The following is a 22,091-nucleotide window of genomic DNA, read 5'->3' on the forward strand; positions in this document are numbered from 1 at the left end:
TCGCGTAGTCGCTAGGGGAGGCACCGGGGATGGTCGTGCTCTACGTCCTGATCGCACTGGTCGTCGTCGGTCTGCTGACCGCCGTCCACTGGTACGCGTGGCGGCGGCTCATCCGCGATACGACGGCGCGCGGGGGCCGGGCGCGCCGCGCGGGCACGGCGGCGGCCTTCGCGCTGCCGCTGATCAGCGTCGGCGCGCTGGTCGCGGGCCGCGCGGGCGCGCCCTTCCCCCTCCAGCGCGCCCTGGCCTGGCCGGGCTACCTCTGGCTGGCCCTGCTCCTGTACCTGACCCTGGCCCTCCTGGCGGGCGAGGCGGTACGGCCCCTGCTGCGCGCCTGGCTGGACAAGTCCGCCGGTGTGCGGCCGACCGCGGGCCCGGGGGCGCCAGACGGCCCGCCAGACGGCCCGCCGACGGCGTCCGCCGCTGCCGACGGCGTCGCCGCACCCGCACCCGCACCGGCGGCCGTCGGCACGGGCGCCCGCGAGGGCGCGGCGGCCGGAGACGGCAAGGGCCCGGCGGCCGAAGGCGGTCCGGGCGCGGCTGTGGTGAGTGCGGCCGAGGCCGTCGCCGACGGGAGCATCGAGGACCCGGCCGGAGCGCCGGGGCCCGCCGTGACCGGGCCGGTCGCCGTGACCGGGCCGGTCACGGCCGCCGCCGGGGGCGGCGCAGCCAAGCCCACCGCACAGGCAGCCGCCACGGACGCCGAAGGAGGGGCGGCGGCGCCCGCGGATCCTGCGGCCCCCGCGGATCCCGCGCCCTCCCGCCGCCTCTTCGTCGCACGGGCCGTCGCCGTCGGCGCCACTGCCGTGGCGGCCGGGACGGTGGGGTACGGGACGTACACCGTGTTGCGCGGCCCACGGGTCAGGCGGATCACCGTGCCGCTCGCCAAGCTGCCGCGCCGCGCCCACGGCTTCCGGATCGCCGTCGTCAGCGATATCCACCTCGGGCCGATCCTGGGCCGCGACCACACCCGGCGGGTGGTCGAGACGGTCAACCGCACCAACCCCGACCTCGTCGCCGTCGTCGGCGACCTCGTGGACGGCAGCGTGGCCGACCTCGGCCCGGCCGCCGAGCCGCTGCGCGGGCTGAGCGCCCGCCTCGGCGGCTACTTCGTCACCGGCAACCACGAGTACTACTCGGGCGCGGCCGAGTGGGTGGACCACGTCCGCGAGCTGGGCCTGAGGCCCCTGGAGAACGAGCGCACCGAGCTGCCCGGCTTCGACCTCGCCGGGGTGAACGACATCGCGGGCGAGAGCGAGGGCCAGGGGCCCGACTTCGGCAAGGCGCTCGGCGACCGCGACCGCTCACGCGCCTCCGTACTGCTCGCCCACCAGCCGGTGGTGATCCACGACGCGGTGAAGGCGGGCGTGGATCTCCAGCTCTCCGGCCACACCCATGGCGGTCAGCTGTGGCCCGGCACCTATGTGGCCGAGCTCGCCAACCCCACCGCCGCCGGTCTCGAGCGGTACGGCGACACCCAGCTCTACGTGACCCGTGGCGCGGGCGCCTGGGGCCCGCCGGTGCGGATCGGGGCGCCCCCGGACATCACCGTCGTGGAGCTCGCCTCGACCCGCGCCTGAGCGCTTGTCAACTCACCCCCGGTCCGCGCCTACGGCGACAGGAGCAGGCCGGTCAGAGGGCGCCGCGGCAGGCCGGTCAGCGACCGGGTCAGCCGTCCGGTCAGCGCCCCAGTCAGCCGCCCGGTCAGCCATCGCCGTCCCCCCGGCGGCCGTCCGCACCTCCCGCACCGCCCGCGCAGCCTCCCGCACCGCCCGCCCATGCGGCAGCGTCGCGTTGTGGATGCCCGATACGCGGTCGTGCGGGGCCAGCCGGTCCGGGTGGCGCAGCGTCTTCCGTACACAGGACGCCGTCAGCGTGAACCCGACCACCACCGCCAGCAGTTGAGCGGGGCTCAGCGCCGTGAGGACCGCCGCCGCACCCTGCGTGCCCGAGTCGCGGACGGTGGCGAACAGGGCCGACGGATACGGCTCGCGCAGCAGCGTCAGCAACGCCAGGAACAGCCCCGCCAGGAACGGCATCACCAGCGCCCCGATCAGCAGCGCACGCAGGGCCAGCCGCCAGGCCACCAGCGGACCGCCGTCCTCCGCCACCAGCTTCAGCAGCAACAGCCGCTTCCCGGGCGTCGCCCCGGTCGCCAGCGGCAGCAGCACGAACCAGGCCACGAAGATCCCCAGCAGTGTCCAGACCGGGGCCGACCCGCCCCGGTACATCATCACCGCGGCGGTGAACACCGAGGCGATGACATATCCGGCCACATCCACGACCAGCGCCGTCAGCCGCCGCCCGAACGGGACCGGACGTGCCGCCAGCGCCCGCCCGTCCAGCGACTCCAGCGTCGGCAGCGTCCGCGCGACCGGCCCGGCCAGCAGCCAACCGGCCATCGCCCCCGCCGTGTTGACGATCAGGTCGTCCACGTCGAACAGCCGGTACGGGCAGCTGTAGAGGCCCCACACCCCGGTCCACTGCGTCAGCTCGAAGGACAGCGAGACCGCGAAGCCGATCGCGGCGGTGGCGGGCAGCGAGCGCCGGAAGTGATAGCGCAGGAAGACGCCGAGCGGCAGGAGCAGCAGCAGGTTGAAGACGGTTCCGGCGACGGCGGGGTTCTGGAGGACCAGCGCGTTGAGCCCGACCTCGTGGTCCGCCTCCTTCCAGATGTCCCGGAACGTGTTCCCGGGCATCCACTGCGGATGGGCCACCATCGCGAACCGCTGGCACATGTCGGCGGTCTGCTTCGGCAGCGGCACGATCGTCATGCAGAGGGCGGTGAGCGAGTAGTAGAGGAAGCCGTACAGCGACAGCGTCCGGCCGCGGGACATCACGCCGTGGCGGCGGTACAGGGCGACGGCTGTCGGCAGCAACAGTAGGAGCGCCAGCAGCGGGAAGAGCGCGGCAGCGGTCTTGATCGGGAGAACGTAGGCGGTGGCCATGCAGAGGACTATACGCCATGTGTATACGCACGATGCATAGTTCGCTGATGCCCACTGGAACGACGAAGGCCCCGCCCCCGGAACCCGGGAAGCGGGGCCTTCGTCCACAGACTCCTACGGAGCCGCAGCCCTCCTCAGAAGCGCCGCGTGATCAGCGCGCGCTTCACCTCCTGGATGGCCTTCGTGACCTCGATTCCCCGCGGGCACGCCTCCGTGCAGTTGAAGGTCGTACGGCAGCGCCAGACGCCGTCCTTGTCGTTCAGGATCTCCAGCCGCTGCTCACCGCCCTCGTCACGGGAGTCGAAGATGAAGCGGTGCGCGTTGACGATCGCCGCCGGGCCGAAGTACTGGCCGTCGTTCCAGAACACCGGGCACGAGGAGGTGCACGCGGCGCACAGGATGCACTTGGTGGTGTCGTCGAACCGCTCGCGGTCCGCCGCGGACTGCAGCCGCTCCCGCGTCGGCTCATTGCCCGTCGTGATCAGGAAGGGCATCACATCGCGGTAGGCCTGGAAGAACGGCTCCATGTCCACGATCAGGTCCTTGAGGACCGCGAGCCCCTTGATCGGCTCGACCGTGATGGGCTTCTCCGGGCTGATGTCCTTGATCAACGTCTTGCAGGCCAGCCGGTTGCGGCCGTTGATCCGCATCGCGTCGGATCCGCAGATGCCGTGGGCGCAGGAGCGGCGGAAGGTCAGGGTGCCGTCCAGCTCCCACTTGATCTTGTGGAGACCATCGAGGACGCGCTCCTTCGGATCCAGGTCGATCTGGAAGTCCTCCCAGATCACCTGGTCCGAGACCTCCGGGTTGAAGCGCCGGATCCGGAAGGTGACGGTGATCAGGTGCGAGGCGGTGGCGTCGGTCGCCTCGGGGGCCTGGTCGGACTTCTCAAGCGTGGGGGTGCTCATCAGTACTTACGCTCCATCGGCTGGTAGCGGGTCTGCACGACCGGCTTGTAGTCGAGGCGGATGGACTCGGATCCGTCCGCGCCCACCTCTCGGTACGCCATGGTGTGCCGCATGAAGTTGACGTCGTCGCGGTTCGGGTAGTCCTCGCGGTAGTGACCGCCGCGCGACTCCTTGCGGGCCAGCGCGGAGATGGCCATGACCTCGGCCAGGTCGAGCAGATTGCCCAGCTCGATGGCCTCCAGCAGATCGGTGTTGAACCGCTTGCCCTTGTCCTGGACGCTGACCTGTCGGAAGCGCTCGCGCAGGTGGCCGATCTCCTCGACGGCCTCCTTGAGCGTCTGCTCGGTGCGGAAGACCATGACGTTCTTGTCCATGGTCTCCTGGAGCGCCTTGCGGACCTCGGTGACCCGCTCGGTGCCGGTCGCGTCCCGCAGGCTCTCCACCTGTGCCCGGACGAACCCGGCCGGGTCCTCGGGGAGTTCGACGAAGTCGGCCGCGGCGGAGTACTCCGCGGCGGCGATGCCCGCCCGGCGGCCGAAGACATTGATGTCGAGCAGCGAGTTGGTGCCCAGGCGGTTGGCGCCGTGCACGGACACGCACGCGACCTCGCCGGCGGCGTACAGGCCGGGCACGACGGTGTCGTTGTCCGCCAGCACCTCGCCCTGGACGTTGGTCGGGATGCCGCCCATCGTGTAGTGCGCGGTCGGCTGGATCGGGATCGGGTCCGTGTACGGCTCGATGCCGAGGTAGGTCCGCGCGAACTCGGTGATGTCGGGCAGCTTGGCGTCCAGCTGCTCCGGCGGCAGATGGGTGAGGTCCAGATAGACGTGGTCGCCCTCGGGACCGCAGCCGCGGCCCTCGCGGATCTCGGTGTAGATCGACCGCGAGACGACGTCACGCGAGGCGAGGTCCTTCATGACCGGCGCGTACTTCTCCATGAAGCGCTCGCCGTCCTTGTTGCGGAGGATGCCGCCCTCACCACGGGCGCCCTCCGTCAGCAGGATGCCCATCCGCCAGATGCCGGTCGGGTGGAACTGGAAGAACTCCATGTCCTCCAGCGGCAGCCCGCGCCGGTAGGCGACCGCCTGGCCGTCACCGGTGAGGGTGTGGGCGTTGGAGGTCACCTTGAAGAACTTGCCGCAGCCGCCCGAGGCGAAGACCACCGCCTTCGCCTGGAAGACGTGCAGCTCACCGGTGGCCAGCTCGTAGGCCACCACACCGGCGGTGCGCCTGACCCCGTCGACCTCGGCCATCAGCAGGTCCAGGACGTAGAACTCGTTGAAGAACTCCACGCCCTCCTTGACGCAGTTCTGGTACAGCGTCTGGAGGATCATGTGGCCGGTGCGGTCCGAGGCGTAGCAGGACCGGCGGACCGGGGCCTCGCCGTGGTTGCGGCTGTGGCCGCCGAAGCGGCGCTGGTCGATGGTGCCGTCCGGGGTCCGGTTGAACGGCAGGCCCATCTTCTCGAGGTCCAGGACCGAGTCGATGGCCTCCTTCGCCAGGATCTCGGCGGCGTCCTGGTCGACCAGGTAGTCACCGCCCTTGATCGTGTCGAAGGTGTGCCACTCCCAGTTGTCCTCCTCGACGTTGGCGAGGGCGGCGGCCATGCCGCCCTGCGCGGCGCCGGTGTGGGACCGGGTCGGATAGAGCTTGGTGAGCACCGCGGTGCGGCTGCGCTTGGTCGACTCGATGGCCGCGCGCATCCCGGCCCCGCCGGCGCCGACGATGACGGTGTCGTACTTGTGGATCTTCATGAGTGGATACCTCAGCCCCGGGGCCTAGCGGATGTTCGGGTCGAAGGTGAAGATCACCAGAGTGCCGAGCACGATGGTGAATCCCGCCGCCGTGTAGAGCAGCGCCTTCAGCCACAGGCGGGTGTTGTCCCGCTCCGCGTAGTCGTTGATGATCGTGCGCAGGCCGTTCGCGCCGTGCAGCGTGGCGAGCCAGAGCATGATCAGATCCCATGCCTGCCAGAACGGCGAGGCCCAGCGGCCGGCCACGAAGGCGAAGCCGATCTTGGTGACACCGCCGTCCAGCACCAGCTGGATCAGCAGATGGCCCAGGACCAGGACGACCAGCAGGACGCCGGACAGGCGCATGAAGAGCCAGCCGTACATCTCGAAGTTCGTACGGGTCGCCCTGGGCGTCTTGCGGGTGCGGGCCCGCGGCGGCTCGATGACCGGGGCCGGATGGTCCACGTCGTACGCGCTGACCGCGTCGGTCGCGGGGGTGGTGGTCTCGGCGGACATGTGCGTCAGCTCCCGAACAGTTCGCGCAGCGTGTGCTGGAGGACCGGGTAGAAGGCACCGGCCATCAGCACGACCCAGACACCGACGACGCCCCAGAGCATCTGACGCTGGTACCTCGCGCCCTTGGACCAGAAGTCGACGGCGATGACGCGCAGGCCGTTGAGCGCGTGAAACAGGATGGCGGCCACCAGGCCGTACTCCATCAGGTTCACGACGGGATTCTTGTACGTGGCGACCACGTCGTCGTACGCCTCGGGCGAGACGCGGACCAGCGAGGTGTCCAGCACATGTACGAACAGGAAGAAGAAGATGAGGACGCCGGTGACTCGATGAGCCACCCAGGACCACATGCCTTCCCGGCCGCGATACAGCGTTCCAGCCGGCACGGAAAAACCCTCCGGAAGCGGGATTGGGGCCTGCCGGCTTCGGGGTCGGTCGGGCCCGGCCGGGTACGGTCCACCGGCCCTGGCCATCGTACCGACGTGTTGTCGGAGGGTCCGTCCGGGGGGCTCAAGTGTGATCGATCAAGCACGGACGGGCGATCATGCGATCCGGGATCCGGGCACATCCGGCAAACGGGACCGGGTCCCGGCCAGCCGGACCAGCCTGCCGCGGGCGATGCGCCGCAGCTCCTCGGCGGTGTTGTCGCGCTCCCGCTCCCGCTCGTTGCCCAGCCGGTCCCGGATCCCGGTCAGCAGCCGGTCCAGCCGCTCGTCGGGCCGCAGACCATCCAGACAGATGACGAAAACGTGACCGAATCGACGCTCGTACGCGTCATGGGCGGCCTGGAGCGCGGTGTGCGCGGCCAGTGAGCCCAGGCTGTCCGCGGGCGGCAGCTCATGGCCCACCACCGACTCATCCGCGAGCGCCTCGTCCAGATCGGCGGGGGTGAGGTCATAGCTGGCCTCGTCCCCGGCGGCCAGCAGCGCCTCCAGATCCGGATACGGGCGGTGGGCCGCGATCAGCCGGGCCCAGCGACGGCTGCCGCAACAGGCGAGGAGCGCGGCCTCGGCCGCGTCGGCGGGGGCGGTGTTGAGCCGGTCGAGGCGGGAGGCGGCGGCGCGGGACCTGGACCTGGACAGCGTGGACTCCTCGGACACGCATGAGGCGCGCATGGGATGCGGACACCCGGGAGAAACGGCCCCGGGGGAGGCGTGGGACACATGGGCTGGGCGCGTGAGCAGTTCACGCTAACGACGGGGGGAGGCGGATGTGCCGATGGGAACGCGATATCACCCGAACGGGGAGGTTTTATCGCATGCGGTGGACGGCATTCGGGGCGCAGGGCTTTTTTCGGCCATAGGCGACCGAACGCCCGAAGCGGGGACGGTTCGCGGGGGAGGGTCCGAGGAGGAGGTACACCGCCATGGGATTGCCGCTCAGAGCCACCAGGGTGTCCTGCGTCCGCGGGCTCGTCGCGGGGGTCGTCGGCACACTCGTCCTGACGTCCCTCGGCTGTCAGCAGACCGACAGCGGCGGGCGCCCGCCGGGCACCCACACGCCCGCGAAGCCCTCGGCACCGTCCCGCACCATCCCCTCCGTCCGCGACTTCACCCCGGCCTCCGGCCCCGGCTGGCGGCCCGGCGACAACAGCCGCGTGGTGGCCGACCTCAAGGGGTCGCTCGCCGACGAGGCCCGTACGATCGCCGCGGAGCTGGGGCTGCGCACCACCTCGGGCCCCGCCCGCCGCGGTGACCTCTCCCTGGCCCTCGCCCCGAAGCAGAGCGGCGGCGGCGAGGCGTACACCCTGAAGGTCGCGGACGGCCGCGCCCGGATCACCGGCCCCGCCGACGCGGGCGTCTTCTACGGCACCCGCACCGTGAAGCAGGCCCTGCGCTCCGGCGGCCGGCTCCCCGAGGGCGTGATCCACGACCGGCCCGGCCGCGCCCAGCGCGGCCTCAACCTCGACATCGCGCGCAAGTTCTACCCGGCCGGGTGGATCGAGGCCCGGATGCGCCAGATGGCCGACCTCAAGCTCAACCAGCTGGCCCTGCACTTCTCGGACGACCAGGGCTTCCGCATCCAGAGCACCAGCCACCCCGAGATCGTCTCGTCCCAGCACCTCACCAAGGACCAGGTCCGGCAGATCGTCGCGCTCGGGCAGCGGCTGCACATCACCGTCATCCCCGAGATCGACTCGCCGGGCCACCTCGGCGCCGTCATCCGCGCCCATCCGCAGCTCCAGCTGCGCAACGCGGGCGGCACCACCTTCCAGGGCTCGGTGGACATCTCCAACCCGGGCGCGGCCCGCATCGTCGACGACCTGATGCGGGAGTACGCCCCGCTCTTCCCGGGCCGCTGGTGGCACCTGGGCGCCGACGAGTACCTCGCGCTGACCGTCAAGGACCCCCAGGCGTCGTTCCCCAAGCTGGCCGCCGCCGCGAAGAAGAAGTACGGCCGCAACGCCCGGGTGCAGGACCTGGTCACCGGCTGGCTGAACGACCGGGCCCGGCTCGCGCGGAAGCTCGGCAAGCAGCCCAAGGCGTGGAACGACGGTTTCTTCGCGGGCGGCGTCGTCAAGCCCGACAAGGACATCGAGGTCGAGTACTGGACGGGACGGCAGAAGGAGGCGGCACGGCAGCCCCAGGAGTATCTGAAGGAGGGCCGCGACCTGGTCAACCTCAACGACTCCTTCCTCTACTACGTGCTCGGCGAGCCCGGCGGCTTCACCTATCCGACCGGGGAACGCATCTACGAGGACTGGTCCCCCGCGGTACTGCGCGGCTCCACGCCCGTTTCCGACAAGGGCCTGACCGGACCCGACCGTATCCTCGGCGCCCGCCTCGCGGTCTGGGGCGACCAGCCCGGGGCCCAGACCCCCGCACAGGTGGCCCGGGGCATCCGGTTGCCGCTCGCGGCGCTGGCGCAGCGGGTGTGGGACCCCGGGAAGCCGCCGCTGAGCTGGTCCGACTTCACCCGGCTCGCGGACCGGCTGGGGGTCTGAGGGCAGCAGTCAGCTCGGCCGGGGGCCGCGTTCGGGGAGGGAGAGATGAAGGACGGTCGGGGCCGCCACCCCCCACAGGAGAGGCCCCGACCGTCGATCAGGAGAGCCTGGATCAGGCTCGTACCCCTTACAGCGTCGCATGACTCGATCGCGTCACACCTCCCCTTGCGCGAAAACCGGGGACTCCACCCCGCTGTACGGGGCCCGTTCCGCTCTGGACGGGACCGGTCGGATGCCCGTAACGTGCAGGTCCGCGCTCTGGGCGCGGTCAGAGGCTCATTTTCTCGCGTGGCCTGAAGTGGCCACGTTCCCAGGGGGACTCAAAAGACCATGTATCCGTGTGGCCACTGCCGCGCTGTCGCCGTCGGCCCCGACGGGCGCTGTGCCGCATGCGGGACCTACCAGCAGCAGCTCCAGCAGCCGCCCGGCCCCCCGCAGCAGCCGTCCGTCCCACCGCAGGCGCAGCCGATGCCCGGCGGGTACCCGGCCGCTCCGCCGATGGGCATGCCGGCCGGCGGGGTCGATCTGCGGCGCGGGCTCTCCACCACGCTCGTCGCGCTGTTCGGGCTGGCGCTGCCCGCGCTGATCTTCCTCCTGGTGGCGCGATCCGGGCAGTTCAGCGTGATCGGGGACATGCTGGACGCGGTCGAGGGCAAGCCGGTCTCCGTCACCCAGAAGGACCTCGACGACGCCGACGACATGTTCACCGCGGCCCAGGTCCTCTACTCGCTGCTCACCGTCGCGATCGCCGTGGTCTGGGCGATCTGGTTCCGGCGGCTGCGGCTGAACGCCGAGGCCTTCGCGCCCGGCCAGCACCGCTTCGGCAGCGGCTGGGCGGCCGGTTCGTGGTTCACCCCCGTGGTCAACCTCTGGTTCCCCAAGCAGATCGCCAATGACATCTGGCGCGCCAGCTCCCCGCAGGGGCCGCACGCCGCCAACCGCGGTCTGCTCAACGGCTGGTGGATCACCTGGATCGTGGCGCTGGTCACCAACGCCGTCGGCGGGATCCGGTACAACCTGCTGCGGGGCAAGGTGGAGGGTGACGACTACAGCCCCTCCGCTTCGGAGGCGAAGAGCGACATCGAGAGCCTGCACTCCATCCTGGCCTTCGACATGTTCGCCATCGTGATCTTCATCGCCGCGGCGGTCCTGGCGCTGCTGCTGGTCCGGCAGATCACCGCGCTGCAGGAGCAGCGGGCTTCGCTGCCCCCGCAGATGGCCGGTCCGGCGCCGTACGGGATGCCGTCGCCGAACCCGTACGGCTCCCCGGCCCCCGGCCCCGCGCCGTATGGTGCCCCTCAGATGCCGCCGACCCCGCCGCCCGGCCAGCCCGGTCAGCAGTACCCGCCCTACGGGCAGGGCTAGTCCGCGGGCTACGCCGGAATCGACTGGACCACGGATTCTCCGAGTGGGGCAGGAAGAGAGCGTGCAGGGGGACGAAGCGGAGCTGACCGCCGCGGTGCTCGCGGCGCAGGAAGGGGACGAGACCGCCTTCCGGACCGTCTACCGGTCCGTGCACCCTCGCCTCCTCGGCTACGTACGCACGCTGGTCGGTGATGGCGACGCGGAGGACATCACCTCGGAGGCCTGGCTACAGATCGCCCGTGACCTGCAGCGATTCTCCGGGGACGCGGACCGTTTCCGGGGCTGGGCGGCCCGGATAGCCCGCAACCGCGCACTGGACCACATACGGATGCGCGGCCGCCGCCCGGCCATCGGGGGCGATGAGTCGGAGCTGGAGTTCCGCCCCTCCGACGCGGACACCGCCGGTGAGGCGATGGAGGCCATCGGCACCGGCAAGGCGCTCGGACTGATCTCCCAGCTGCCGCAGGACCAGGCCGAGGCGGTGGTGCTCCGGGTGGTCCTCGGGCTTGACGCCAAGAGCGCGGCCACGGTGCTGGGCAAGCGGCCCGGGGCGGTGCGCACCGCAGCGCACCGGGGCCTGCGGCGGCTCGCCGATCTGATCGGCGCCGCGGGCGGGGGCGATGCGGTGCTCGACGGGGTCCCGGGGCAACGCGAGTCACACGGCGGCGGTGCAACCAAGCCGGGTGTGGCGAAGTCTGCTGGTGTGACGGATTCGTGCGCGCCAACGCAGAAGGACATGTGATGGCCGAAGACCACCGCTACAGCTGGCTGGATGACAGGGCCGCGGAGCGGTTGCTTCGCGGCGAAACGGTCGAGGGGCAGCCTGCGGCTCCCGACGGCCAGAACGACCAGTCATATGCCAGTGCGGAACGGTTGGCGGCCGTGCTCAGCGCCGTCGCCGGCGCGGGCCGTACGGCGCCCCCCTCCGACGCGTCCGCGCTTCCCGGTGAGGAGGCGGCCCTGGCCGCCTTCCGGGCGGCCCGTGTCGAGGTCGACGCCCACGCCGGGGCGGGGTCCGCGGCCGGGAAGGACATGGCCCGGCGGCCGCACCGGGTCCGGCGGTTCAGAGAGAGACAACCGCGGCTGCGGCGCCCGCTGCGCGCGGGCATGGTCGCGGTCGTGGCCGGATGTGCGCTCAGCGGATTCGCGGTGGCGGCAGCCGCGGGGGTACTGCCGACACCGTTCGGGCAGACCGACCACACTCCGGGACCCTCGGTGAGCATGTCGGACGGCGGCCCCGGCGGGGACTCCGCCCATCCGGAGATCTCCGAAGACGGCGGTACGACGGCGCCTGATCCCAGCGGGTCGGGCGACAACGATGCCAGCGATGTGGGGTCGAACGGCGCCCAGGGCGGAACGGTTCCCGCCGACCCGGAGGACGGCGGCAAGGGCAAGAACGGCAAGGCGAACGGCCACTCAAAGGGGAAGACCGGCGTCCCGAAGTGGGCCCTGGCCGTCTGCCCCCGCTATCTGGACTCGGAAACGGGTCTGGGCGCGGACCTCGACAAGAAGTCGCTCAAGAAGCTGACCAAGGCGGCGGGCGGCGCGTCCGCTATCCACGGCTACTGCACACAGGCCCTCGCCGACGACGGTGAGGGCGGCCTCCCGCGCGACGAGGAGAGCACCGGCAGCGGCGGTGACAGCGGCAGCCCGGACAGCGGCTACGACGGGGGTGGCGACGGCGGCTCGGACGGCTCCGGTTCCGGGCCCGGCTCGGGATCCGGTGACAGTGGTGGCTCGGGCGACAGCGCCGGTCCTGGCGGTGGCGACTCCGGTGGCGATCCGGGAAAAGGTGGCGGGGACGGCGCCACGTCCCCGCCGCCCCCTTCCCAGGACACCACCGGCACGCCGAGCGGCACGCCGACCGACACCACCCCGCCCATAACCGCCACTGACACCGCGACGACCACCGCGGAGACGGGTGCTGACTGAGTCTCCGGCACCCAGGTGTGACGTTTTTTTCAGCGGTGACGCTGAAAGAAACGGGCCGACTGGTCATCGGCCGCGCGGGAGCCGAGGTTCCCCCCGTACCGACGGCTCCGCGCATTCGGCGCGGGCAGAGCACGTTCCCCCGGCTCTGCCCGCGCCGCCCCTTCTTTGCGCCTCAACCGGCGCCGCTCTCGCGGACCGGGTCCTCGCCGCCGGGGTTCCTCAATTGATGGTTGCGGCCCTGCCTGTAGACCACTGGTGGTCGTGAACCTACTTGTAGACCACGACCTTGTCGCCCGCCTTCACCTTCTCGAAGAGGGCGGCGATCTTCTTCTTGTCCCGGACGTTCACACAGCCGTGTGAGGCGCCGCTGTAGCCGCGGGCGGCGAAGTCCGAGGAGTAGTGCACGGCTTGGCCGCCGCTGAAGAACATCGCGTAGGGCATCGGTGTGTGATAGATCGTCGAGACATGGTCCCGGCTCTTGAAGTTGACCTGGAACAACCCCTCCCGGGTCGGGGTGTACTCCGAGCCGAAGCGCACATCCATCGCCGACACCACCCGGCCGTTGACCATCCAGGCCAGGGTGCGGCTGGTCTTGCTGATGCACAGCACCCGGCCGGTCAGGCAGCGCGGATCGGGCTTGGCCAGCGGAAGGGTGGTCGGCGGGTAGAGCTCGTCGCGCGTGGGCGGCTTCGTGGCCGAGCGCAGTGAGGTCCAGGTGCGCTGGTTCACCGAGCCGGTGGCCGCGAGGCCGTGGCCCCGCTGGTACGCGCTGACCGACGCCTGCGTGATGGTGCCGAAGTACCCCGTCGGGTTCCGGTGGAAGAGGCCGAGCGCGCGCAGCCGGGCCTGGAGCTCGCGCACCCGGTCCCCGCTGGTGCCGAAGGTGATCACCGGCGGGGCCACCCTCGGCGCGGTGTGCCGCGGCACGGCGGGGGCCGTGGTGCGTGGGGGTGCCGCCACCCGTTTGGGCTTGGCCTTGTGGGTGTACGTGCGCCGCGGCCGGGGCGGCGCCTCGTGCGCGGGTGTACTCGTACTGGCCCGGGTCTGGGGCCGTTCCTGCCCCCGGCCGTTCACGGTCGCCTCCCCCGGTCGGCACCCGGCGACCAGTGCCGCCGCCGTGGCCGTGGCCAGCGCGGTGCCGACCACCGCTGTCCGGTGCATCCGAACCCCTCCCCTGATCTTTTTGCTCTGAATGCTTCCCGGGGCTGCCGCGGGGCGAACATCGACGCATGCTGTGAACAAGGCCCCGTACCGGGAGAACGCCCGGTATCAGCCACCAGGAGGCGTGACCCATGGCGCGCGAGTCGGAGTCGGGATTCCCCGTCGAGCCGGTGTACGGGCCCGGCGCGCTCAGCGGCTGGGACCCGGCCGGGCGGCTGGGCGAGCCGGGGGCGTACCCCTTCACCCGCGGGGTCTATCCGACGATGTACACCGGCCGCCCCTGGACGATGCGGCAGTACGCGGGGTTCGGCACCGCCGCCGAGTCCAACGCCCGCTACCGGCAGTTGATCGAGCACGGCACCACCGGTCTTTCGGTGGCCTTCGACCTGCCGACCCAGATGGGCTACGACTCCGACGCGCCCCTCGCACACGGCGAGGTCGGCAGGGTGGGGGTGGCCATCGACTCGGTCGAGGACATGCGGGTGCTGCTGGGCGGCATTCCGCTGGACCGGGTCTCGACCTCCATGACCATCAACGCGCCCGCGGCCCTGCTGCTGCTCCTCTACCAACTCGTGGCCGAGGAGCAGGGCGTGCCCGGGAGCGGGCTGACGGGCACCATCCAGAACGACATCCTCAAGGAGTACATCGCCCGCGGCACCTACATCTTTCCGCCCGCCCCCTCGCTGCGGCTGGTCGCGGACATCTTCAAGTACTGCAGGGCCGAGCTGCCCAAGTGGAACACCATCTCGATCTCCGGCTACCACATGGCGGAGGCCGGGGCCTCGCCCGCGCAGGAGATCGCGTTCACCCTCGCCGACGGCATCGAGTACGTCCGTACGGCCGTCACGGCGGGGATGGACATCGATGACTTCGCACCCCGGCTCTCCTTCTTCTTCGTCTCCCGCACCACGCTGCTGGAGGAGGTCGCCAAGTTCCGGGCCGCGCGGCGGATCTGGGCGCGGGTGATGCGGGAGGAGTTCGGCGCGCGCGATCCGAAGTCCCAGATGCTGCGCTTCCACACCCAGACCGCGGGGGTCCAACTCACCGCCCAGCAGCCCGAGGTGAACCTCGTACGGGTGGCCGTGCAGGGCCTGGCCGCGGTGCTCGGCGGCACCCAGTCGCTGCACACCAACGCCTTCGACGAGGCCATCGCCCTCCCGACCGACACCTCGGCCCGGCTGGCGCTGCGCACCCAGCAGGTGCTGGCGCACGAGACCGATGTGACGGCCACCGTGGACCCCTTCGCGGGCTCCTACGCCATCGAGTCGCTGACCGACGCCGTCGAGGAGGCGGCCGTCGCACTGATGCGACGGGTCGAGGACCTGGGCGGTGCGGTGGCCGCGATCGAGCGGAACTTCCAGAAGGAGGAGATCGAACGGAACGCCTACCGGATCGCCCGGGAGACGGACGCGGGTACGCGGGTGGTCGTCGGCGTCAACCGCTTCCAGCAGGCGGAGGAGGCGCCGTACGAGCCGCTGCGGATGGACCCCGAGATCGAGGCCCGGCAGCGCGACCGCCTCACCCGGCTGCGCGCCGAGCGCGACCGCTCGGCGGTGAGCGCGGCCCTGACCTCCCTCCGGAAGGCCGCCGAGAGCGAGCCCGGTGCCGCGAATGTCCTCTACCCGATGAAGGACGCGCTCGCGGCGCGGGCCACGGTGGGCGAGGTGTGCGACGCGCTGCGGGAGGTATGGGGGGCGTACCGGCCGGTGGACGCGTTCTGAGCGAACGGCCGGGAGTCGGTCCGGGGCCGTTGCCTGAGGTCCGTTGTCGGGGGGAGGGGTGACACTGGAGCCATGTCGTCGTCACCCCGCCGCACCTGCCCGGTCTGCACCCGAGAGATCGCGGTCGTCGGCGGGCGCTTCGCCCGCCATGACCCGCCGGGGCGGCGCTCCGCGTACGAGCTGATCTCCTGTCCCGGCTCGCGGCGGATCGCGCCGCTGCTCACGGGTCCGCCGAAGCTGTTCGGTGAGGAGGAGCCCCCGACCCCGGGTCAGCAGGCCCTGTTCTAGCCCACACCGAATCGTCCCGCCCGCACCGGACTGTCCCCCACCCCACCCCACCCCTTCCCGGACCCGGGGCTCCGCCCCGGCCCCCGACGTTCAGGGGCAGAGCCCCGGTGACGGGAGGGCGAAGCCCCGCGCCCCCGCCACTCAGATGGGCACCCCAACGCGGTGGCGCGCCCGGGCCTCGCCCTGGCCCCCGACCAGACGACCCGGACGCGCAGGCGTCTCCACCGACGACGGTCAGTTCGTCACCCCCGGGTCCAGGGCCGAAGCCGACCCGCGCCAGCGCGCTTGAGGGGCCGGGGCCCCTGCCCCAGCACCCGGGGTCCAGGGGCGGAGACCCTGGTTACGGGAAGGGGCGGGGTGGGGGAAGACCTACGGCGTGGCCAGCAGCCGGGAGGCGATCCTCGCGCCCGGGCTCGCTTCCGTCAGCGCCTCCATCAGCCGGTCCCCGGCCACCTTCAGCGCGGTGTCGTCCATCGGCCCCAGCGCGTCCAGGACGAACATCGCCCGGGTGGTGTCATGCGTGAGCCTCGTACGGACGCACTGGCGCCAGTTCCAGCGGCGGCAGGTGACGCCCGCCTCGTCCCGCCACACCACCTCGCCGGGGGCGGGGTGCTCCACCGCGGGCTCGCCCCCGGCCGTCGTCTCGAAGTGCTCGTCGCCCTCGGCGCGCACCAGCCGGGCCGCGCCCACGTAGTGGTCCAGGTCCTCGCCGCCCAGGGGGATCACATGCCCGACCGAGACCGCGTTGTAGATGTCGGTCAGCCGGTCCACCCGGGGCAGCCCGGCGGGCACCCGCCGCAGCAGGGCCTCCGCGCTGGGCCGGGTGCGCTGCGGCTTCGCGCCGAAGGCGCGGAACGCCTCGCGCCAGGCGGCCAGATGCGGATGCTCCTCCACCGGCCCGTCCCCGAACCGCTGACGCGCCGCCGCCTCGGCGTCGGCCAGAAGCCGCTCGCTCAGCTCGTCGCTGGGCCCGGGGCGCAGCCCCTCGGCGGTGATGAGCAGTGCCCGGTAGTCGGGGCGCAGGGCGCATACGGCCGGGTCGATGGTGGCGGATTCCAGCCAGGCTGCGGCGTCGAACGTCATGTGGTCCACTATGGCATACGTCATGGTGCAGTGTGCTGCACCGTGACGTATGGCCTCAGAACAGCCCCAGCTGCGTGGTGAGCAAGGCGAGGACGATGGCGAGCGACCAGCCGAGCAGGTGCTCCAACAGGTGGTCCTCGCCGTCGGAGGGGCCTCCGGTGCGTGCGTGGAGGCCGGTGCGGCGCGCCGCGATGTCGGTCATGCGGGTGTCCTCTGTGCTCAGCGATGATCGTGATGAACGTGATGAAAAGGGTCATCACCGTTGCCCAGGGTGCGCCGAGTGGCGGCCCGGGGTAAAGGGGGAGTGGCCGAACTCACCCGAGGAGGTCCACGGTGACCAGCGTCATTCCCAAGGGTCTGGGCGAGCAGATCCGCGCCTTGGCCGGGGGCGAGGTGACCTCCCGTGCGCTGGTCGAGCAGTCGCTCCAGCGCATCGCCGAGACCCAGCCCACGCTCAACGCGTTCCGCCGCGTCCGCGCCGAGGCCGCCCTGCGCGAGGCCGCCGAGGCCGACCGGCGGCTGGCGGCGGGGGAGCGGCTGCCGCTGCTCGGCGTCCCGCTCGCGGTCAAGGACGACACGGACGTCGCGGGCGAGCCCACCGCGTTCGGCTGCTGCGGCGAGTTCCCGGCCAAGGCCGAGGACGGCGAGGCGGTACGGCGGCTGAAGGCGGCCGGGGCCGTGATCGTCGGCAAGACCAACACCCCCGAGCTGGGCCAGTGGCCGTTCACCGAGGGCCCCGCCTTCGGCGACACCCGCAACCCCTGGAACCCGGAGCACACCCCCGGCGGCTCCTCCGGCGGCGGCGCGGCGGCCGTCGCCGCCGGTCTGGTGCCCGCCGCGCTCGGCTCGGACGGCGCGGGCTCGGTCCGCATCCCCGCCGCCTGGACGCATCTCGTCGGCATCAAGCCCCAGCGCGGCCGTATCTCCACCTGGCCGGACGCCGAGGCCTTCAACGGCATCACCTGCAACGGCCCGCTGGCCCGTACGGTCGCCGACGCGGCGCTGCTGCTGCACATCGCGACCGGCAACCGCGAGGGGGACCTGCACTGCCCCGAGCCGGTGGACGTGCTGTCCGCGGTGGGCCGCGATCCGGGGCGGCTGCGGATCGCCCTGTCGTTCAAGACGGCCTTCACCGGTACGACCAAGAGGCTGGACCCGGCGGTGCGGGCGGCCATCATCCGGCTCGCCGAGCGGCTGGCGGCCCTCGGCCACGAGGTGGTGGAGGCCGAGCCGCGCTACGGGCTGGTGGGCTTCTCCTTCCTGCCGCGCGCCACGGCCGGGATCACCGAATGGTCGGGACGGGTCCCCGATCCGCTGCTGCTGGACATCCGCACCCGCGGCGCGGTCCGCAACGGCCGCCTGTTGGGCGGTGCCGCGCTGCGGTGGGCGCGGTCCTACGAGGAGCCGCTGCGGCGCCAGGTCGGGGCGATCTTCGAGCGCTTCGACGTGGTCCTCTCCCCGACGACGGCCACCCCGCCGCTGCGGATCGGTGCCATGGCGGGTCTGTCCGGGTGGCGTACGGACCGGGCCATGATCGCGGCGTGCCCGTACGCCTGGCCGTGGAACGTCCTGGGCTGGCCCGCGATGAACGTGCCCGCCGGGTTCGCCGACCCCGAGCACCGCACGCTGCCGCTCGGCGCCCAGCTCCTCGGCCCGGCCAACGGCGAGCCGGTGCTCATCTCGCTTGCGGCCCAGCTGGAGGCCGACCAGCGGTGGTACGAGCGCTGGCCCCAGGTGTCCCGCCCGGGTCCGGCGTGAGCCTCGTCCCATCCGGCGCACCGTGAGCCTTCTCTCACACTTTTCGGCCAGCCGCCCATCAGAGAGAAAGGCCAGGTCAAGGGGGCTGTCCGGGGGAGGAGGGGGAGCGTCCCGCGAGGTAACACCCAGGCGAACCCATCGCTACACTTTCGGCACATGGTGAAGAGGGTGACCGAAAAGCGACGGCGAAGAACACAAACGGGCCAGATATTCGTCAATGCCTCCGGCGGCCGGAGACAGCTGCTGGCGCTCGCGGCGCTGGGCGTCGGCTGTGCCTGCGTCGGCTATCTGCTGCTGATGGCGACCGCCCTGTCCGGAGTGGTGTGGCAGGACGGCGAGCAGCCGCCCAGGACCGCCGAACTGTCCTCCACCGGCGGCACGACGGGCGGCACCGGCGGCCACACCACCGGCCACACCCGCGGCGCCCCGTCCGGCTGGCCCAGCATGTACTCCTACGGCGCCGAGGTGACCGCCCCCCTGGCTGACGCCGAACCGTCCGGGGGCGGCCCCTGGTGAGCCCCCGGCACGCACACCGCCCCGCGCCGCGCGGCCACTGGCTGCTGCTGCTCATCGTCGTCTCCGCCGTCGCCGCCGCGCTGGTCTTCGAGGGCTGGACCACCCATGAGGTCGCCTCCCAGCCCACCCGCCGCCCCTGCACCAGCCCCATCCCCAAGGCCGCCGACACCGGGAAGCCGATCGTCCGCCTCGACGGCGACACGGCGCAGACGGCCGGGATGCCGGAGCGCACCGTCGCCCTCACCTTCGACGGCGGACCCGACCCCGTCTGGACCCCACGCCTGCTGGACCTGCTGCGCTCCCACCGCGCGCACGCCACCTTCTTCCTCTCCGGCGTCCAGGCGGCCCGCCACCCCGAGCTGGTGCGACGCATCCGCGACGCGGGCCATGAGATCGGCTCGCTCACCTACACCGGCTCCGACCTGGGCTCGGCGTCCGCCGTGCGCACCCGCCTCGAGCTGTCCCTCACCCGGACCGCGCTCGCGGGCAGTGCGGGGATCACCCCCCGGCTGCTGCGGCTGCCGCTCACCACCCAGGCCGACACGATGTGCGGCGGCGAGTGGACGGCCGCCCGGCGCGCCGCCGAGCAGGGGTATCTGCTGGTCGCCGCCGACCGGCCGACACGGAAGCCGGAGCGCGGCGTCGTCCGCCAGTACAGCCAGACGGACACCGCCGTCAGCGAGGTGCGGAAGCTCTTCAGGAACCGGAAGGTCGAGAGGTACACGACGGTGTCCGAAGGGCTCGGCCGCACCCCGGTCAACGCCTCGGGCGACAGTCCGGGCGGCGCTCCCGCGAGCACCGGGGCCAGCACGGCCGCCAACACCCCCGCCTCCACCGTCGGCCAGCTGCAGGGCAAGGCACTGCTCCAGGTCCAGTCCGTCGGGCACGTCTTCGTCCGGGCCATGACCTGGGTGCTCGGCGTCGCGGGCGCTCTGGCCCTGCTGCGGCTGCTGCTGGTCGTCCTCTTCGCGCGGGCCCATGTCCGGCGCCAGCACCGCTACCGGCCCGGTTCGCCCTGGCTGCGCGAGATCAACGAGCCGGTGACGGTGCTCATCCCCGCGTACAACGAGGAGGCGGGCATCGAGACCACCATCCGCTCGCTGCTCGCCTCCACCCACCCCGAGCTGCAGCTCATCGTGATCGACGACGGCTCGACCGACCGTACGGCCGATATCGCCGCGAGCGTCGACGACCCCCGGGTGGAGGTGGTCCGCCGCCCGAACGCGGGCAAGGCGGCGGCCCTCAACACCGGCCTCGCCCACACCCGCCACGACCTCGTGGTCATGGCCGACGCCGATACCGTCTTCGAACCGGACGCCCTCCGCCAGCTCATCCAGCCGCTCGCCCACCCGGCCATCGGCGCGGTCAGCGGCAACACCAAGGTCGGCAACCGCCGCCGACTGCTGGGCAGATGGCAGCACCTGGAGTACGTGTTCGGCTTCAACCTCGACCGCCGGATGTACGAGGTGCTGGAGTGCATGCCGACCGTGCCCGGTGCCATCGGGGCCTTCCGGCGGGACGCGCTGATGGCCCTCGGCGGGGTCAGCCAGGCCACCCTCGCCGAGGACACCGACCTCACCATGGCCCTGTGGCGGGCCGGTTGGCGGGTGGTCTACCAGGAGTCCGCCATCGCCTGGACCGAGGTGCCCACCTCGCTGCGCCAGCTGTGGCGGCAGCGGTACCGCTGGTGCTACGGCACGCTCCAGGCCATGTGGAAGCACCGCCGCGCCCTCCGCGAGGTCGGTCCCGGCGGACGCTTCGCCCGCCGGGCGCTGCCCTATCTGTTCCTCTTCCAGGTGGCGCTGCCGCTGCTCGCCCCCATCGTGGACGTCTTCGCCCTCTACGGCGTGGCGTTCGCCGACCCCGTGGAGTCGATCGGGGTGTGGGTCGCCTTCCTCGTGGTGCAGCTGTTCGGCGCCGGATACGCGCTGCGGCTGGACGGGGAGCGGCTGCGGGTGCTGTGGGCGATGCCGTTCCAGCTGTTCGTCTACCGGCAGTTGATGTACCTGGTGATCTTCCAGTCGGTGGTCAGCGCCCTGTTCGGGACGCGGCTGCGCTGGCACCGCATCCATCGCTCCGGCTCCGCCGGGGAGCACCGGATCGCCGAACCGGCCGGGCGCCAGGGTCTGCCCTGGGCGGGGGAGGGAGGATCATGAACCACGATGCCGCCTCCCCCCGCCGGTGGCCCCGGCGGCTGCGGCGCACGGTGGTCGTGCTGCTCGCGGCGGTCCTGCTCGGGGCCGCGTCCACGTACGGCTGGGCCTGGTCCAAGCTGAACGACGACGTCGACCTGGCCAAGGTCGAGGACCGCCCCGCGCCGGGCAAGGGCACGAACTACCTCATCGTGGGCTCCGACAGCCGCGACGGCCTCTCCCCGAAGGACAAGAAGAACCTGCACACCGGCTCGGCCGAGGGCCGCCGCACCGACTCGATGATGATCCTGCACACCGGCGCCCACGGCGCGACGATGGTGAGCCTGCCGCGCGACTCCTGGGTGACCATCCCGCCGTACACCTACCCCATGACCGGGAAGCGCCCCGGGCCGTCCGGGAACAAGCTCAACGCGGCGTTCTCGCTGGGCGGCCCCGAACTGCTGGTGCGGACGATCGAGCACAACACCGGGCTGCGGATCGACCACTACGCGGAGATCGGCTTCGCGGGCTTCGTCAACGTCGTCAACTCGGTGGGCGGCGTGCGGATGTGTCTCGACAAGCCCGTCAAGGACGAGAAGTCGGGCGCCGATCTGAAGGCGGGCTGCCAGACGCTGGACGGCCGCCAGGCCCTGGCCTTCGTCCGCCAGCGCCACCACGAGGCCAAGGGCGACCTCGGCCGCAGCCAGAACCAGCAGAAGTTCCTTGCCGCGCTGGCGAAACGGGCCGCGCGGCCGGACCAGGTCTTCGTCCCGTGGAAGTCCCTGCCGACGGTCGGCGCGGGCCTGGACACGCTCATCGTCGACAAGGACACGGACCTGCGGACGCTGGTGTCGCTGTTCGAGGCGATGAAGCGCGTCGCGGGCGGCCACGGCAACCGGCTGACCGTCCCGGTGGCCGGCCGTGGGGTCGCCACGTCCAAGGGCAGCGCGCTGAAGTGGGACGAGGAGCGGGCGAGACAACTCTTCGAACGGTTGCGGAACGACCAGGCCACGGGGTGAAGAAGGACGGCGGGCACGAGCGGTCGCCCGCAGTCCCCCCCGCTCCGGAGCGAGGACACACGGTCCC

Annotated in this window: 20 protein-coding genes; 11 read left to right on the forward strand and 9 right to left on the reverse strand. The window is 72.0% G+C overall.

Annotated features, from left to right (window positions below; genetic code table 11):
* Positions 1-29 precede the first annotated feature (29 nt).
* On the forward strand, positions 30-1,580 hold the full coding sequence (locus VT50_RS01670; RefSeq protein ID WP_079343745.1) for a metallophosphoesterase: 1,551 nt from the start codon (positions 30-32) through the stop codon (positions 1,578-1,580).
* A gap of 12 nt (positions 1,581-1,592) precedes the next feature.
* Here the strand turns inward: VT50_RS01670 and VT50_RS01675 are convergent, their stop codons facing one another.
* From VT50_RS01675 to VT50_RS01700, 6 genes are all read right to left on the reverse strand, one after another.
* On the reverse strand, positions 1,593-2,948 hold the full coding sequence (locus VT50_RS01675; protein WP_078841034.1) for a VanZ family protein: 1,356 nt from the start codon (positions 2,946-2,948) through the stop codon (positions 1,593-1,595).
* A 134-nt stretch (positions 2,949-3,082) separates the two neighbouring features.
* On the reverse strand, positions 3,083-3,856 hold the full coding sequence (locus tag VT50_RS01680; RefSeq protein WP_046090948.1) for a succinate dehydrogenase iron-sulfur subunit: 774 nt from the start codon (positions 3,854-3,856) through the stop codon (positions 3,083-3,085).
* A complete protein-coding gene (gene sdhA, locus VT50_RS01685) occupies positions 3,856-5,610 on the reverse strand; it encodes a succinate dehydrogenase flavoprotein subunit (RefSeq protein WP_046090949.1) in 1,755 nt (584 codons plus the stop codon). Before sdhA ends, VT50_RS01680 begins: the two co-directional genes overlap by 1 nt.
* A 24-nt stretch (positions 5,611-5,634) precedes the next feature.
* A complete protein-coding gene (locus VT50_RS01690) occupies positions 5,635-6,105 on the reverse strand; it encodes a succinate dehydrogenase hydrophobic membrane anchor subunit (protein ID WP_046090950.1) in 471 nt (156 codons plus the stop codon).
* Between the two features lie 5 nt (positions 6,106-6,110).
* Positions 6,111-6,491 (reverse strand): succinate dehydrogenase, cytochrome b556 subunit, encoded by a 381-nt coding sequence (gene sdhC, locus VT50_RS01695; RefSeq protein ID WP_075200591.1) that lies wholly within the window; start codon positions 6,489-6,491, stop codon positions 6,111-6,113.
* Positions 6,492-6,647: 156 nt separating this feature from the next.
* A complete protein-coding gene (locus VT50_RS01700) occupies positions 6,648-7,220 on the reverse strand; it encodes a 2-oxo-4-hydroxy-4-carboxy-5-ureidoimidazoline decarboxylase (protein ID WP_046090952.1) in 573 nt (190 codons plus the stop codon).
* Between the two features lie 251 nt (positions 7,221-7,471).
* Between VT50_RS01700 and VT50_RS01705 the strand changes: the two genes are divergently transcribed.
* The 4 genes from VT50_RS01705 to VT50_RS01720 all read left to right on the forward strand — a co-directional run bounded on the left by VT50_RS01705 (position 7,472) and on the right by VT50_RS01720 (position 12,346).
* A complete protein-coding gene (locus tag VT50_RS01705) occupies positions 7,472-9,049 on the forward strand; it encodes a beta-N-acetylhexosaminidase (RefSeq protein WP_046090953.1) in 1,578 nt (525 codons plus the stop codon).
* Positions 9,050-9,547: 498 nt separating this feature from the next.
* Positions 9,548-10,414, forward strand: a complete 867-nt coding sequence (locus VT50_RS01710; RefSeq protein WP_240529001.1) for a DUF4328 domain-containing protein — start codon at positions 9,548-9,550, stop codon at positions 10,412-10,414.
* Between the two features lie 61 nt (positions 10,415-10,475).
* Positions 10,476-11,156, forward strand: a complete 681-nt coding sequence (locus tag VT50_RS01715; RefSeq protein ID WP_046090955.1) for an RNA polymerase sigma factor — start codon at positions 10,476-10,478, stop codon at positions 11,154-11,156.
* A complete protein-coding gene (locus VT50_RS01720; RefSeq protein ID WP_053048865.1) occupies positions 11,156-12,346 on the forward strand; it encodes a hypothetical protein in 1,191 nt (396 codons plus the stop codon). The genes VT50_RS01715 and VT50_RS01720 overlap by 1 nt, the downstream gene beginning before the upstream one ends.
* A 267-nt stretch (positions 12,347-12,613) precedes the next feature.
* Here the strand turns inward: VT50_RS01720 and VT50_RS01725 are convergent, their stop codons facing one another.
* A complete protein-coding gene (locus VT50_RS01725; protein WP_046090956.1) occupies positions 12,614-13,507 on the reverse strand; it encodes a L,D-transpeptidase family protein in 894 nt (297 codons plus the stop codon).
* Positions 13,508-13,638: 131 nt separating this feature from the next.
* Between VT50_RS01725 and VT50_RS01730 the strand changes: the two genes are divergently transcribed.
* Both VT50_RS01730 and VT50_RS01735 read left to right on the forward strand, forming a co-directional pair.
* Positions 13,639-15,228, forward strand: a complete 1,590-nt coding sequence (locus VT50_RS01730; RefSeq protein ID WP_079343746.1) for an acyl-CoA mutase large subunit family protein — start codon at positions 13,639-13,641, stop codon at positions 15,226-15,228.
* A gap of 72 nt (positions 15,229-15,300) precedes the next feature.
* Entirely contained in the window at positions 15,301-15,516 is a 216-nt protein-coding gene (locus VT50_RS01735) for a hypothetical protein (RefSeq protein WP_079343747.1), read from the forward strand.
* A 369-nt stretch (positions 15,517-15,885) separates the two neighbouring features.
* Here VT50_RS01735 and VT50_RS01740 read toward each other — a convergent pair whose 3' ends face one another.
* Positions 15,886-16,599: a B3/B4 domain-containing protein gene (locus VT50_RS01740; RefSeq protein ID WP_046090479.1), complete on the reverse strand. Its 714-nt coding sequence runs from the start codon at positions 16,597-16,599 to the stop codon at positions 15,886-15,888.
* A 55-nt stretch (positions 16,600-16,654) separates the two neighbouring features.
* Complete coding sequence (locus VT50_RS38205) at positions 16,655-16,801, reverse strand: SCO1431 family membrane protein (RefSeq protein WP_107424695.1); 147 nt, start codon at positions 16,799-16,801, stop codon at positions 16,655-16,657.
* 131 nt (positions 16,802-16,932) lie between these two features.
* On the opposite strand from VT50_RS38205, the gene VT50_RS01745 reads away from it, so the two are divergent.
* The 4 genes from VT50_RS01745 (at position 16,933) to VT50_RS01760 (ending at position 22,024) form a co-directional block, all read left to right on the forward strand.
* Entirely contained in the window at positions 16,933-18,357 is a 1,425-nt protein-coding gene (locus VT50_RS01745) for an amidase (protein ID WP_046090464.1), read from the forward strand.
* Positions 18,358-18,525: 168 nt separating this feature from the next.
* On the forward strand, positions 18,526-18,873 hold the full coding sequence (locus VT50_RS01750) for a hypothetical protein (protein ID WP_143645163.1): 348 nt from the start codon (positions 18,526-18,528) through the stop codon (positions 18,871-18,873).
* Positions 18,870-21,029, forward strand: a complete 2,160-nt coding sequence (locus VT50_RS01755; protein WP_046090466.1) for a bifunctional polysaccharide deacetylase/glycosyltransferase family 2 protein — start codon at positions 18,870-18,872, stop codon at positions 21,027-21,029. The genes VT50_RS01750 and VT50_RS01755 overlap by 4 nt, the downstream gene beginning before the upstream one ends.
* On the forward strand, positions 21,026-22,024 hold the full coding sequence (locus VT50_RS01760) for an LCP family protein (protein WP_046090467.1): 999 nt from the start codon (positions 21,026-21,028) through the stop codon (positions 22,022-22,024). Before VT50_RS01755 ends, VT50_RS01760 begins: the two co-directional genes overlap by 4 nt.
* The last annotated feature ends 67 nt before the right edge of the window (positions 22,025-22,091 follow it).

The sequence above is a fragment of the Streptomyces antioxidans genome (assembly GCF_000968685.2).
GTDB lineage: Bacteria > Actinomycetota > Actinomycetes > Streptomycetales > Streptomycetaceae > Streptomyces > Streptomyces antioxidans.

Coding starts and splice junctions, on each gene's coding strand:
- VT50_RS01670 (WP_079343745.1), top strand. CDS start 30: ATGGTCGTGCTCTACGTCCTGATCGCACTGGTCGTCGTCGGTCTGCTG.
- VT50_RS01675 (WP_078841034.1), bottom strand. CDS start 2,948: ATGGCCACCGCCTACGTTCTCCCGATCAAGACCGCTGCCGCGCTCTTC.
- VT50_RS01680 (WP_046090948.1), bottom strand. CDS start 3,856: ATGAGCACCCCCACGCTTGAGAAGTCCGACCAGGCCCCCGAGGCGACC.
- sdhA (WP_046090949.1), bottom strand. CDS start 5,610: ATGAAGATCCACAAGTACGACACCGTCATCGTCGGCGCCGGCGGGGCC.
- VT50_RS01690 (WP_046090950.1), bottom strand. CDS start 6,105: ATGTCCGCCGAGACCACCACCCCCGCGACCGACGCGGTCAGCGCGTAC.
- VT50_RS01700 (WP_046090952.1), bottom strand. CDS start 7,220: ATGCGCGCCTCATGCGTGTCCGAGGAGTCCACGCTGTCCAGGTCCAGG.
- VT50_RS01705 (WP_046090953.1), top strand. CDS start 7,472: ATGGGATTGCCGCTCAGAGCCACCAGGGTGTCCTGCGTCCGCGGGCTC.
- VT50_RS01710 (WP_240529001.1), top strand. CDS start 9,548: ATGGGCATGCCGGCCGGCGGGGTCGATCTGCGGCGCGGGCTCTCCACC.
- VT50_RS01720 (WP_053048865.1), top strand. CDS start 11,156: ATGGCCGAAGACCACCGCTACAGCTGGCTGGATGACAGGGCCGCGGAG.
- VT50_RS01725 (WP_046090956.1), bottom strand. CDS start 13,507: ATGCACCGGACAGCGGTGGTCGGCACCGCGCTGGCCACGGCCACGGCG.
- VT50_RS01730 (WP_079343746.1), top strand. CDS start 13,639: ATGGCGCGCGAGTCGGAGTCGGGATTCCCCGTCGAGCCGGTGTACGGG.
- VT50_RS01735 (WP_079343747.1), top strand. CDS start 15,301: ATGTCGTCGTCACCCCGCCGCACCTGCCCGGTCTGCACCCGAGAGATC.
- VT50_RS01740 (WP_046090479.1), bottom strand. CDS start 16,599: ATGACGTTCGACGCCGCAGCCTGGCTGGAATCCGCCACCATCGACCCG.
- VT50_RS38205 (WP_107424695.1), bottom strand. CDS start 16,801: ATGACCGACATCGCGGCGCGCCGCACCGGCCTCCACGCACGCACCGGA.
- VT50_RS01760 (WP_046090467.1), top strand. CDS start 21,026: ATGAACCACGATGCCGCCTCCCCCCGCCGGTGGCCCCGGCGGCTGCGG.